Annotated in this window: 10 protein-coding genes; 4 read left to right on the top strand and 6 right to left on the bottom strand. The window is 59.4% G+C overall.

Annotated features, from left to right (window positions below):
• Positions 1 to 2 precede the first annotated feature (2 nt).
• The 5 genes from BW979_RS15035 to BW979_RS15015 all read right to left on the bottom strand — a co-directional run bounded on the left by BW979_RS15035 (position 3) and on the right by BW979_RS15015 (position 7,334).
• Positions 3 to 1,244 carry a cation:proton antiporter gene (locus tag BW979_RS15035; RefSeq protein WP_047225572.1) on the bottom strand — a complete coding sequence of 414 codons (1,242 nt, stop codon included), beginning with the start codon at positions 1,242 to 1,244 and terminating at the stop codon, positions 3 to 5.
• Positions 1,245 to 1,327: 83 nt separating this feature from the next.
• Positions 1,328 to 2,614: a DUF2254 domain-containing protein gene (locus BW979_RS15030; protein WP_076384189.1), complete on the bottom strand. Its 1,287-nt coding sequence runs from the start codon at positions 2,612 to 2,614 to the stop codon at positions 1,328 to 1,330.
• A gap of 67 nt (positions 2,615 to 2,681) precedes the next feature.
• Positions 2,682 to 4,427: an OPT family oligopeptide transporter gene (locus BW979_RS15025; protein ID WP_076384187.1), complete on the bottom strand. Its 1,746-nt coding sequence runs from the start codon at positions 4,425 to 4,427 to the stop codon at positions 2,682 to 2,684.
• Between the two features lie 193 nt (positions 4,428 to 4,620).
• The gene (locus BW979_RS15020) at positions 4,621 to 5,316 is read right to left on the bottom strand and encodes a tRNA (adenine(22)-N(1))-methyltransferase (protein ID WP_076386616.1); all 696 of its coding nucleotides are present in this window, start codon (positions 5,314 to 5,316) and stop codon (positions 4,621 to 4,623) included.
• 647 nt (positions 5,317 to 5,963) lie between these two features.
• A complete protein-coding gene (locus BW979_RS15015) occupies positions 5,964 to 7,334 on the bottom strand; it encodes an aminotransferase-like domain-containing protein (RefSeq protein WP_076384185.1) in 1,371 nt (456 codons plus the stop codon).
• Between the two features lie 137 nt (positions 7,335 to 7,471).
• Here BW979_RS15015 and BW979_RS15010 point away from each other — a divergent pair, with 137 nt between their 5' ends.
• From BW979_RS15010 to BW979_RS14995, 4 genes are all read left to right on the top strand, one after another.
• Positions 7,472 to 8,770 (top strand): hydroxymethylglutaryl-CoA reductase, degradative, encoded by a 1,299-nt coding sequence (locus BW979_RS15010; RefSeq protein ID WP_076384183.1) that lies wholly within the window; start codon positions 7,472 to 7,474, stop codon positions 8,768 to 8,770.
• A gap of 69 nt (positions 8,771 to 8,839) precedes the next feature.
• Entirely contained in the window at positions 8,840 to 9,328 is a 489-nt protein-coding gene (locus tag BW979_RS15005) for a hypothetical protein (protein WP_047225563.1), read from the top strand.
• Positions 9,325 to 10,713, top strand: a complete 1,389-nt coding sequence (locus tag BW979_RS15000; protein ID WP_080962847.1) for a tripartite tricarboxylate transporter permease — start codon at positions 9,325 to 9,327, stop codon at positions 10,711 to 10,713. The genes BW979_RS15005 and BW979_RS15000 overlap by 4 nt, the downstream gene beginning before the upstream one ends.
• Positions 10,714 to 10,764: 51 nt before the next feature.
• Positions 10,765 to 11,265 (top strand): lipocalin-like domain-containing protein, encoded by a 501-nt coding sequence (locus tag BW979_RS14995; protein WP_076384181.1) that lies wholly within the window; start codon positions 10,765 to 10,767, stop codon positions 11,263 to 11,265.
• 103 nt (positions 11,266 to 11,368) lie between these two features.
• Here the strand turns inward: BW979_RS14995 and BW979_RS14990 are convergent, their stop codons facing one another.
• Positions 11,369 to 12,679: an OprD family porin gene (locus tag BW979_RS14990; protein WP_076384179.1), complete on the bottom strand. Its 1,311-nt coding sequence runs from the start codon at positions 12,677 to 12,679 to the stop codon at positions 11,369 to 11,371.
• Positions 12,680 to 12,788 lie beyond the last annotated feature (109 nt).

Raw genomic sequence — 12,788 nt, 5'->3', positions numbered from 1 at the left:
CGCTATTCGCCCGAGCAAGGGATCACGCGCTTGACCAGCTTACCGATGGTCATACCCTGGATCAGAATCGAAAACACCACGACCAGGTAGGTCATGCCAACCACGACATCGCGAGCATCCCCCGGTGGCAACGACAACGCCAGGGCCACCGATATCCCGCCGCGCAACCCACCCCACGTCAGCACGCTCCAGGAGCCTTCAGGTAAACGGAAACGCTGCCCCAAGATCGCTATCGGGACGCCTACCGTCAACAGACGCGAGAACAAGGTCAGCACGATCACCATCAAGCCCGTGACAATGAGCGGGCTGGTGAAGTGGATCAGAATCACTTCCAGACCGATCAGTACAAACAGGACCGCGTTGAGTATTTCGTCAATCAACTCCCAGAACATGTCCAGGTTTTTCTCGGTCTGCTCAGACATGGCATAAGAGCGTCCATGGTTACCGACGATCAACCCCATCACCACCATCGCCAACGGGCCGGACACGTGCAAATGAGTGGCCAGGGCATATCCGCCGAGCACAGCGGCCAGGGTGATGAGCACCTCCTCCTGATAGCTGTCGATACTCTTGAGCATGCGGAACGTGACGTACCCAACAACCGCGCCTAAAAGCGCACCGCCGCCCGCCTCCTCCAGCAAGAGCCGCGAAACGCCAGTAACGGAGGGCGCGTCGCCACTGGCGATCATCGCCAGAATCAGTGAAAACAGCACAACGCTGACCCCGTCGTTGAACAGCGACTCTCCGGAAATCACCAGTTCCACGCTACTTGGAGCACCGGCGGATTTCAGAATGCCCATGACCGCAATCGGATCGGTGGGTGAAATCAGCGCACCGAACACCAGGCAGTAGGCAAGCGGCAACTCCAGGTCGGTAAAAGACAGCAGCCACCATAGCCCGAAGCCGATGAACAGCGTCGACACAGTCGTGCCAACCACAGCCAGGGACGCCACCTGCCATCGATAGGCGCGCAGTTGCGACAAGTCGACATGCAGGGCCCCCGCGAACAGCAGCAATGACAGCATGCCCTCCATCAGCAACTCGGAGAAATCGATGGACTCCACCAGTGATTGCTCGAGCGTGTGCAGGGAGTGAAAGCCCAGCGCATCGGAGGCCATGTTCAGTAACGATAAGCCCAAGGCAATACCCATCACGCCAATGGCCGGGGGTAGCCCTACGTAGCGCCGATTGAGGTAAGCGAGTACTGCTGTGATGCAGAGGAATATTGCAATAATGTCTAGCATTGGGCAGAGGGGTCCATTGGGTACATTTCAAGTGCGGCTAACGTTGCGTTCACAAAGCGCTGCGCCTGGCACCGACAAAAAAACTAAGCCGTTGCGCAAACAAGCCTTGCGGCAAGCGCTCTGAGCCGCTGCTTCTCTTCATCGAGCACCAACGCGGCATCGGCTCGCGCGAGCAAGCGATCAGCCTGCCTGGTCGCGGCTGCGCTGAACAATCCAGGATTGATCTGGCTGAGAGCAATCAGCGCCTTCATCATCCGAATATCCACTTCGACAATGCCGGCGCCATCTCTGGCAATGGGACCAAAAAAATCATCAAACAGGTCGTCAACGTTCAGGCCATGCAGGAACACGCGGTCACATTCCGGTTGCGTTACCGCTTCATGAAGCTCAAACGTGCCCCAGCAGGCCAGGCTGCGAACACCACGGCCCAGCACGTCAATGGCCGTTCCGGAGTCGTTGACCGCACTTGATAAAGCCCGTGAGGCGATTTCCGAAAGCACTGACAGCCCGAAACGCGGATCATGTTCAAAGGTTCGTCGAACGCCGATGCTCAGGCAGGCGAGAACTTTACTGGCAAGCGGGTCGTCCCCGTCGAGCCCTTCCTCGCTGGCTCGCGCGATATGGACAAGCGGCATACCTGGGTGGACAAAACTTCCGGGCAAGATCTCCAGAAATAACTGCGCCTCGCAACCCCTGGCAACCTCATTGAGTGCCTGTACATCGATATGCTGGACATAACCGGTGGTGCCACTGACGACCGGCCGCGCAGACGACGGCATGACCCAGCCGTCGGGGTATGCACAACCGCCAAGAAACGGCCATCGAACTCGATGGTTGATCGCGGCGATGGTCGCCTTCTCTACGCGATCAATCGTCTCGCCGACCCGCCCCAGTTTGGACAGATGATTGATCCAGCGCAAAAGCATGTACACGATCAGAATCACCACGCCGATCGTCACTGCGAACAGCAAGACGCGCCCTTGCCCGCCGTAAGCGCCGGTACTCAGCGCGATAATGCCGACCAGACTGAACAAGAAAGAGCCGATAAAAGTGGCGAGTGCGTTCTGCGTCGTGGTGTCTTCAATCACCAGCGTTGTGGCACGGGGCGTGGCGCCCGTACTTGCTGCGCCATACGCCGCAACCATGATGCTCAAAGAGAAGGTGGTCACCGCGAGCATGCTGGAAGCGATGATGCCAAGGATGTTGTCGACGGCATCGGCGCCTATCCGGGCAGACAAGGAGAACGGAATCCATTCCTTGAGCGCGATGGCCAGCAACGCCGTGACCACGCCCAGCAGCGAAAACAACGTAGCCTTGAACCACAGCTGTTTAGTCAGCTGCGTCAACAGCCAGCGCCAGCGAGCAATCATGTTGTCTCCTTCTCAGTACGGTTCCAGGCGGGAAAATACCCGCTCATTCATGCGTGCCGGTTTGAGATCATCCGCCATTCCCAACCATCTGCCACAACGACGCCCCCACCCCGGTAATGCTCTCCCCGGCAATCAACCCCGCCGCCGCGGTGATGGCAAAGCGTTCTGTAAGGCTCGCCCAGCGGCAGCTCACCAGCCAGGTGAGTACCGCGCCGAAGGCCATCATCAGCGACACCGAGGCCGGCAAGACGAACGCCAGGCCCAAAGCCGCCGTGCTTGGCAAATAACGGGCCCGGTGGGTGGGCAGTACGCTGTCGAGAATCCCCAGCAACAAGCCGGCCACGGCGCCGATGATGACCGCCCAGCGAATGCTTGCTGACAGCGAGTCCAGCCCCAGGGTCAGGGTTTGCGCCACGGCTTTCCAGGTAGCGACCGCCGGGGCCGGCCACTCTTGCGTGAGCAGCATCGATTGTGGGTCGGGGATCAGGGCCAGGTAGGCCAACACCCCAACGATGCTTCCAACGAAAATCCCCAGGGTCTGGGCGATCAACTGCTTGTGCGGTGTGGCGCCAATCGCCCGGCCCACCTTGAAGTCGTTCATCAAGTCCGTGCATTGCCCAGCCGAACCGCCCGCGGTGTTGGCGCTCATCAAATTGATCGGCACCTGCCCCGGGGCGACGATGCCAAAACTCAGTTGGGACAATTGTCCGATGGCGCCGATGGGCGCAATGCCCGTGGCCCCCACCACCCGGGCGGCCACGGCGGCCAGGCAGATGGCCAAGGGAATGGTCAACAACGCCATCCAGGGGTTGATACCAAACAACAGCGCTTGCAGGCTCACCACCAACACGATCGCCACCAGGAAACCGCTGGCAGGTCCGGTCTTGGGCACCACCCAGGTCGCGCCACCGCCCGCCTTGGTGGACTTGTGCAATGCCCACAAGCGAATCGCCAAAGAGGTCAGGGTCGAGCAGACCATCAGACTCACGCCCGGCCACAGCAGCCACTCCACCAACGCCGCGAACTGCGGGCCACTGCTGTCCGGCGGCAGTTGCACCAAGCCTTGCTCCAGCAGCCACGGCGCCAATCCACCCCACGCCAACAAGGCGCCAAGCAGCAGGGTCAGGCCAACGCGAATCCCGATGATCCCGCCGAAACCCACCAACAACAGCGAAGGGTCCGCGGTAAACGTCAGGCGTTCCAACTGCGGGGTCGGCGACCAGCGCGGGAAAACCCAGATGAAGGTATCGACCCACTTGACCAGCCCGGACAGCAGCGCAGCGCTGAGCAGCACCTTCAAGCGCTTCGCCGCTTCGTGGCCCTGGTTGTATATGTGCAGAAGGGTCTCCAGGGTCGCCATGCCTTCGGGGAATTTCAGTGCTTTGTCATTGAGCAGCGAGGGTCGCAGGTACCAGGCGATCCAGATCCCCAGGAAGCTCACCGAGAACACCCAGGCGATCATCGGGATGACGTCCAACTGTTGACCGGTCAATAAGGTGTAGGCCGGGATGGGCGCAACCAGCCCACCGGAAATGATTGACGCTGCGGCCGAGGCCACGGTCTGGTTGATGTTGCTTTCGTGCAGCGTCCAGGGCTGTTGAGCGGCCGAACGCTTGGCCAGGCCTTGCCAGATGCCATAGCCGATCAGCAAGGCAATGATCGACATGTTGAACGACCAGCCAATCTTGAGGCCGGCGTACACATTGGAAGGCGTCAACAGGACACCGATCACGATTCCCGTACTGACCGCTCGCAGGCTCAGCTCACGTTCGACAGGGTAATCCAGGGCGATGGTTGGCGAGGTTGGGTGCATGCGAATTCCTTATCGGCAATGAGACAGCGCGATCACTCAACGCGGCGACTTAACAAGTGAGCGCTGCATGGGCGGAAGGTTCACATGACAGGGGCAAGCCCTTGCGAGCGCTTAACGCTCATATCGAAGTTTTCCGGGGGCGGTGACGAGGTCGACGAGGGATGATTGCTTCGTTATTTTCCGAGTACCGGACTCAGGCCAGCAGCTCGGTGATCCAGCGGGTTTGCAAAGCGATGTCCTGCACCTTCTGCTCGGGCACGGCTTGTCGCGCCCGGGCGAAGTGAGTCAGGGTCCGCTGTTTGAGGCGCAGCATGCGCTGCCACTTGGCCAGGAACGCCGGGCTGCGGGCGCGCATCTGCAATGGCCCGAAGTACAGCTCCTGCGCGGTGTACGTCACCGGCCCGGCGCGCTCGGCGACGATGATTTCGTAGTAGAAGCGGTTTTCCCGCAGCACTTCTTCGAAGCAGATGCGATAACCATTTTCCATCAGCCATTGACGCAGTGGTTGCTCGCCGCCGTTGGGCTGCAGGATCAGCCGTTCCTCACCGCTCAGGTGCGCCTGGCCGCCAGCGAGAATGTCGCGGATCGTCTCGCCGCCCATGCCGCACAGGCTGACTGCCGTGATCCCGTCTCCTGGCTCGATCGCCGCCAGGCCGTCGGCCAGGCGGACAATGACCTGCTGGGTAAAACCGTTCTCGCGCACGGTGCGTTCAGCCGAACGAAACGGCGTCAACGCCACCTCGCCAGCCACCGCCGCTGCGATCACACCACGGCGCATCAATGCCACCGGCAGGTAGCCGTGATCCGAGCCAATATCGGCCAGGCTCGCACCTGCGGGTATATGCGCGGCCACACGCTCCAGGCGCTGGGACAATGTCTGTTCGTTCAACGGCTGCTCCTGTTCAATACCGTTGCCCACGGTCCCGTCTTGTATTCGCCTTGGAGCGCGTGACCGCTCAAAAATCACGCGCGCACCTTAAACTCGGACTGTTCCCATTTCAATCTTTTCGAGTGAGCCGCGCTACCGCCCACGCTCCTTTGCCACGCAGCTTTTCCCATAGGGAATACCCACTGAAGCGGTAAAAAACGCCAACGAATTGGCGTCGAAAAATCCAAATCTGAATAAACCTGAACTAACGACATTTTTCCGACGATTGGCCCGTGCAAGCCATTGCTGGGGATTTGAATGCAGGCTCATCATCCGTCTGTCACAGCCAGCATTTTCAGGCCTGACGCAGATGTATTAATCGCATCGCTCTATAGGAGCATTCAGGATGATGACTGTTTATTTTGTGGTTATGGCTATCTGCAGCGGCGTGGAAGGTTGTGTAGAAGAGCGAAAGCCGGGGCCGACTTACGCGTCCAGGGCTGTGTGCATGGACTCAGCCAGGACGATGGCGCCGCGCAAAGGCGTGAAATTCAAATGTCGCAGTGAACGCCTATGGGTGCCTGTTGAGGCGCGCGGTGTGAATCGGCACGAAAGCGTGGTCTCGACCGGAACGCAAACCCAGCCTTAGCAGCATGAGTGGTGAGCCCTCAGCCACTCAACTCGGCTTTAAGCAACGGGTCATTCAGGTAGGCGACATTCAATCTGGTCCAGGGATTTATACGCGACTGCTCCGGTGAAAAAATATGGCCGGGAGCAATCATGAATCCCTTCGGCAGTAGTTGCCGGGTCAGCTCCCTGGCGTCGTCAATGTGGGCGAACCTGGCCCACAAATACAGACTCTGCTCTGGCCGAAAGAACACCTCGGCGCCTATTTCATCGAGCATCTGCAAACCTGCCGCAGTGGCACTCTTGAGTCGCTCCTGGAGGCGGATCTGATGTCGCAGAAAATGCCCCTCGGTCAGGATGACATCGATGGTTCGCTCACACAGCTCCGAGGTGCTGGTATGCAGGAGCATTTTCAGATCACCCAGTTCATCGATGACCTCCTTGCTCCCGGCGATAAACCCCACCCTCAATGCCGCAGAAACCGATTTGGAAAAACTGCCCACGTACAGTGATCGGCTCAACTGATCCAGCGCAGACACCTTGATGGCCGACGCGGGTTTGAAATCTGCCAAAGCGTCGTCGTCCACCAGAATGAAGTTGTGCTCATGGGCCAACTGCACCAGTCGATGAGCCTTGCCGGGGGAAATATCGGAGCCCGTCGGATTGTGCCCAACCGACTGGAGGAAGAACAATTTCGGCTTGTGCAACAGAAGATGCTGCTCCAGCACTTGCAGGTCCGGCCCGTCCGGCAATCGGGGTACGGATAACATTCGCGCCCCTTGCAGTTGCAGCTTGCCGAACAGCGGGTAATAACCCGGGTCTTCGACGAAAACGTAATCTGCGGGGGCAATGAAGCGGCGGATGATCAGATCCAGTGCGTGATTGGCCCCATGGGTCGTGACGATTTGCCGAGCACTGGCGGTAATCGAATAGCTCGCCAGTTTTTGCACCAGGTGTTGACGAAGTGCAGCATTGCCCAGCCGGTTGCCGTAGCGAAAGAGCGTGGTCACCCCCATGCGCATGATCTGACGGGTGAACTTGTCCAATCGCAGATCCATCAGCCACTCTACGGGCGGAAAACCTTCCCCAAGCGGCGAGTGACCCGGCTCACGGACAAATTGCTGGCGCATGAGCCAGATGGTGTCCATCGCCCGGGTAAAGGGCAGCGGCTCTTCCGGTTCGCTGCTGCTCGGGGCGCCTCGTGTCACGAAGAAACCCTGCCCGTGACGCGCCTCGACCAGTCCTTGGGAGGCCAGCGATTCATAAGCGTTGATCACTGTGTTTTTCGAATGACCAAACAAGCGCATGCACTCGCGCAGGGACGGTAAACGGTCGCCCACACGGTAGGTACCGTTGCCGATCTGCGTCACCAAGGAGGCCGTCAGCTCTTGGGCAAGCGTCAGTCGCGCCATTGTACGAAGTCCTGGATGAATTATTCGCAGAGGGTACAGCTTAGGTACTGTCTGTCCAAACTGTACCTTTTTTGCCAGGACACATACGCATAGGGTGGCAGGCATTCGAAAACAATAACTGCAACTGGATTGCCACCATGAGTATCGACTCCCGCCTCCCGATGTTCCGCAGCCTGTCGCCCGCCGAACGCCTGAGCCACTTGCAACAACTGCTTGAGCTTGCAGAAGATGACGTTGCCCTGCTCCGCGACGCTGGCGCCCTGCCCCTGGAAATAGCCGATGGCATGATTGAGAACGTCATCGGAAAATTTGAGTTGCCCTACGCTGTGGCGAGCAACTTCCAGATCAATGGACGCGACGTCATCGTGCCGTTGGTCGTCGAGGAGCCTTCGGTGGTCGCCGCCGCCTCGTTCATGGCCAAACTGGCGCGCGAAGCCGGTGGTTTTCAGACCTCCAGCTCGCTGCCGCTGATGCGCGCGCAAGTGCAGATCGTGGAAATCGACGATCCCTTCAATGCCCGTTTGAGTCTGTTGCGCCGCAAGGACGAAATCATCGAACTGGCCAACCGCAAGGATCAACTGCTGAACCAGCTAGGTGGAGGTTGCCGCGACATCGAAGTGCATACCTTCGCCCAGAGCCCTCGCGGCCCCATGCTGGTCGCCCACCTTATCGTGGATGTACGCGATGCGATGGGAGCCAATACCGTGAACACGATGGCTGAAGCGGTGGCCCCGCTGATGGAGCAGATTACCGGCGGCAAGGTACGGCTGCGCATTCTGTCGAACCTCGCCGACCTGCGGCTTGCCCGGGCCCAGATCCGCATTGCACCTGAACATCTCACCACCAAGGCCTACAAGGGCGAGGACGTCATTGAAGGCATCCTCGATGCTTACAACTTTGCGGTCGTCGATCCCTATCGTGCAGCCACTCACAACAAGGGCATCATGAACGGCATCGACCCTTTGATCGTCGCCACCGGCAACGACTGGCGCGCGGTGGAAGCCGGGGCACACGCCTATGCCTGTCGCAACGGGCATTACGGTTCACTGACGACCTGGGAAAAAGATTGCAAGGGCCATCTGGTGGGAACGCTGGAAATGCCCATGCCCGTCGGCCTGGTCGGCGGCGCGACCAAGACTCACCCGCTGGCGCAACTGTCGTTACGCATCCTGAGAGTGAAGAGCGCCCAGGAACTTGCCGAGATAGCGGTAGCGGTCGGCCTCGCGCAAAACCTGGGCGCATTGCGGGCGCTGTCGACCGAGGGGATACAACGCGGGCACATGGCTTTGCATGCACGCAACATTGCGCTTTCAGCGGGGGCCAGGGGCGACGAGGTCAATTGGCTGGTCGCGCAGATGGTCGAAGCCCGGGACGTGCGCTCGGACAAAGCCGCTGAGCTGCTTGAGCAAAAACGCGCGCAGGAGTCGGGCTCGTAGTCACGAACTCAACCACATCTCTTCACGTTCATAACAATAAAACCCCTCAGGGGAGGTGGGAGAATCCTTATGAAACCCGAACTGTTCGAAGTATGGGGCGACACGGTTGACGGTCGCCACCTGCTCTACTCCATAGGCATCGGTGCAGCCGTCAGCCTCGGCGCTTTTTTTATCGCCCAGCACTTGTTTGTCGGCTGGGTGGATTCCGTGCAGATGGCCCGCGCCTACGCGATGCTGGTAGGTATTGTCGGCTGCCTGGCAGGTGGCGCCATCAGTGCGCTGCTTTTCAAACCCAAGCGCAATGTCATCGAACATCTGGCTGATCCGGCCTGGCGCGCAAAAATCCTCATCGAGTTGCAGAACGAGTACGGCCCACTGGGCAGTCTGGCTGATCTGCCGCCGGCCACGATCGCGGAACTGCGGGAAATGGATCTTTATGAGCTGTTCGCCGATTACGAGAAAGGCCTTGTCGCTCCTGAGAAAAGCCCGGCTGCAACACCCACTGTTGGCGTCGGTGCAGTCAGTCGCGCAGTCAGTGGCAATGGAGGTCAATCATGATCGTTCCACTGATGGATCAGGTCCTGATGGCACTGGGCATGGGGATCCTGGGGGCGGTGATTTTCGCCGGGATCGGGCTGATCTCAGGGAGCGATGAAACCACCACCCTCGCCCCCTTGACCTTGCTGGTCGTCCTGCTGGGCGTACCTGCCCCCGGCGTGCTGACATTCTTTCTCGCCGGCGCCGTCGCCAAACATATGACCCACGCCGTACCGACGGCGCTACTGGGTATTCCTGGCGACACCATGGCGACACCACTGATGCGCGAGGCCAATTTTCTGCGCAATCTGGGCGTGCCCCACATTGCCCTGCGCAAGATGATTTCCGGGGCGGTCATTGCTGCGTTGATCGCGGTGCCAATGGCCGTATTGTTCGCGCTGATGCTCGCGCCGTTCGGCGACATGATCAAGCAGGCTGCGCCTTGGGTGTTCCTGCTTGCCGCGGTGGCGATCGCGTGGTTCTCCAAAGGCCGTCTGGCGGCCGTGCTGACGCTGATCCCGTTCGTCATGATCATTGTTGGCCTGCAAACCATGACCGCGCAGTTCGGCGTCAAGCTCAGTGTCAGTTACTTTCTGGGCATCGCGATTGGCCCGTTGATCGCCGCGCTGTTCTCGCTGCTCGCGCCCGCCGAACGGGACACCATGCGACGCCAGCAAGTGCGCACGTTTTCCCTGTCGCCCGACGTAAAAAGCTGGGGTGGATTCTTTCCTAATCCGCTCAAGGTGCTGGACAGCAAGCAGAGCATGTGGACGGCCATTACGGCGGTGATCTCCAGCGCGACCTTTGTGTTCAGCCCGGTGGCCATGACCGTGATCATGGGCGAGCTCGTCGGTTCGAGGGTCAAGCATGTCTACCATCGCCTGACCACGGTCATCACCGCTCGAAACGGCGTTACGGAGTCAACCTACCTGGCCGAAGCATTGATCCCGCTGATCGCCTTCGGCCTGCCCCTGAGCCCTGTCGCAGCAGGCCCGGCAGCGCCATTGTTCAACGCCCCGCCGCGCTTTAGCGTCGACGCGACGACAGGCCAGGTGAACAACCTGCATTCATTGCTCAGCACCTGGGAATTTTTTGGCTACGGCGTGTTGGCGGTGGTCGTGGCCATCCTGATCGCTTACCCCTTCACCATGAATTACGCCCACAGAGCCGCATCCTACGTGTCGCGCAAGATCAGTCACGAAGCGGTGATCTCGACCTTTGTTGGCCTGATCCTGGTGATCGGCATCTGGGAAGGTGGCCTGCTGGGGTTGCTGGTGATCGTCACCATCGGCCTGCTGGGCGGTTTCCTCTCACGCTTTTTGGGTTTCAACATCGGTGTGCAGTTCATGGGCTATTACACAGCCGTACTGTCTGTGCCTGCCCTGGTTGCCCTGATGAATGCGTGATGTTTTTAACTCTCTACAACAGTGTTCAGATAACCAACAACGGTGATTCCAATGACCCTGAAAATATCGCTACTGACGGTAGGTGCGATCATGGCCCTTTCGGTTTGCACGGCAGCGTTTTCCGCCATGAAAAGCCCGCTGGTCGGAACATGGAAAATGGTCAGCGCAACCATTGAGCGCCAGGGCACCAGATCGGATGCGTACGGCCCCAATCCACATGGATGGCTGGTGTTCACTGAAGAGTTGACGTTCGTCGAGGTGCTCACCGATCCGCGAGTGCCCGCGTTTCGATCCAACGCTCGGGGCGAAGGAACCGATGAGGAAAACCGGGCAGCGATGGCTGGGAGCATCGGTTTTTTCGGACGATATACCGTCGACCAGAACGGCGAGTTCACCGGCAATACCGTCGAAGGATCTACGTTCCCGAATTGGGTGGGTGCGACACGTACTCAAGATGACCTGCAACTGAAAGTCGACGGCAACCGGATGGTGGAAAACTTCCAGCGCCCCGATGGCACGAAGGTTCACATCATCTGGGAGCGGGTAAAGTAACTCTACATCGCGAGCAGCCCTGCGGGGCCGACTCAGTTCATGAGTGGGCTGAGCACTGCTCAGCCCACGCTTGCGCACTGCTGATATCCACTCGCCCCACGGCTTACCAGATCGGCACCGTGTAGAGCACCAGGAAGCGGGTCTGGTTTTCATCACGAAATGCCGCGCCGCTCGGGAAGTCGTTGCGATAGATCGACTTGCGCGCCATCAACCCGACATTCTTCAGCGGACCGCTCTGGATCACATACCCCAGCTCCATCTGGAACTCCCGCTCCTTGCGGTCGTCGGCATTGAGCGCCACCAGCGCGATATTGTCACCGCGCACGTAACGCAGCCGGCTCTTCAGGCCGGGCACCCCGGCGGCGGCGAAGTCATAGTCGTAGATTGCCTGCCAGGTCCGTTCCTTGGCATTGAGAAAGTCCGAGCTCATGGTCAATTCACTCATGCCCATCAACTCAGTGCCTGACACATAAGGCGTCGCTGTGTCGCCGCTGGCGTGCATGTAACCCAGGCTCAGGTGATGCCCGCCAAGGCGATAGCCGAACAGCGCCGACAGGTTGCGGTTGTCCACCTTGCCAGCCTTGGCACTGCCATCTTCGTCGCTGAAAAAACTGCGCAGATCAGTGGTCAGCGTGCCCTCGCCTACTTGCATGTTATGCAGCAAGGCCAGGGTGTTCTGCTGGTACAGGTCGGCCACTTCGGCGTGGTAGCCGCGCAGGCTGAGGTCTTTGTTTACCTGATAATCGCCACCGACATAAGCCATGTGCGATGAGGTGGCCGCACCGTTGAAACGCCCGTTCGGCGAAGCGATGCTCATCGGCTGGTAGTTAGTGGAGTCACGCCTGTTGATGCGATCGATATAGCCGGTATTGAGCGTCAGTCCGTCGATGTCCTTGGAACTGAGCGTGGTGCCGCGAAAAGTCTGCGGCAGCAACCGCGACGGGCTGGCAAAGGCGAACGGCAGGAAAATCGACACATCGCCGGTCTTCACCGTGGTTTGGGCAAAGCGCATTTTGGCAGTCATGGCCAGGCGCGAATATTCATCCGCCGCGCGCTTGTCGCTGCTGGATACCGGCAGTAATTCGGTGCCGCTGCGGTCCGGTGACGAGTCCAGCTTGACCCCGATCAATGCACGGGCGTCCAGGCCGAAGCCGACAGCGCCCGGGGTAAAACCCGACTCCGCATTCATGATGAAACCCTGAGCCCACTCCCGGGCCGCGGTTTTCGCCCCCTCATCCTTGTAATCCCGGTCCAGGTAGAAATTGCGTAAGGTCAATGTGCCGCGGCTATCGTCGATGAAACCTTCCGACAGCGCTGGAGTGGCGACCGCACATAAGCCCAACAGGACGAAACCGCGTGCGCAAAGAGGTAAGTCTGAGGTCGTCGCAAGGACGCCCCGGGGTGAATTCGTCATGTCCTATGTCCACTTATTGTTGTTGTTTTTTTGAACGTGATCGCCAGCCATCCAGCCGCGATCTCGGGCCAGAGAGTGGGAAAAGCCGGAGGTGCCGTCAATCCACACT

Source organism: Pseudomonas sp. A214, from assembly GCF_900156295.1.
In the GTDB taxonomy this organism is placed as follows: domain Bacteria; phylum Pseudomonadota; class Gammaproteobacteria; order Pseudomonadales; family Pseudomonadaceae; genus Aquipseudomonas; species Aquipseudomonas rhizophila.
This window is presented reverse-complemented; position numbering and strand designations above follow the sequence as displayed.

Bases quoted from the DNA above. Each gene is read 5' to 3' on its own strand.
- BW979_RS14995 (WP_076384181.1), top strand. From the start codon at position 10,765: ATGACCCTGAAAATATCGCTACTGACGGTAGGTGCGATCATGGCCCTT.
- BW979_RS15025 (WP_076384187.1), bottom strand. From the start codon at position 4,427: ATGCACCCAACCTCGCCAACCATCGCCCTGGATTACCCTGTCGAACGT.
- BW979_RS15005 (WP_047225563.1), top strand. From the start codon at position 8,840: ATGAAACCCGAACTGTTCGAAGTATGGGGCGACACGGTTGACGGTCGC.
- BW979_RS14990 (WP_076384179.1), bottom strand. From the start codon at position 12,679: ATGACGAATTCACCCCGGGGCGTCCTTGCGACGACCTCAGACTTACCT.
- BW979_RS15035 (WP_047225572.1), bottom strand. From the start codon at position 1,244: ATGCTAGACATTATTGCAATATTCCTCTGCATCACAGCAGTACTCGCT.
- BW979_RS15015 (WP_076384185.1), bottom strand. From the start codon at position 7,334: ATGGCGCGACTGACGCTTGCCCAAGAGCTGACGGCCTCCTTGGTGACG.
- BW979_RS15000 (WP_080962847.1), top strand. From the start codon at position 9,325: ATGATCGTTCCACTGATGGATCAGGTCCTGATGGCACTGGGCATGGGG.
- BW979_RS15030 (WP_076384189.1), bottom strand. From the start codon at position 2,614: ATGATTGCTCGCTGGCGCTGGCTGTTGACGCAGCTGACTAAACAGCTG.
- BW979_RS15010 (WP_076384183.1), top strand. From the start codon at position 7,472: ATGAGTATCGACTCCCGCCTCCCGATGTTCCGCAGCCTGTCGCCCGCC.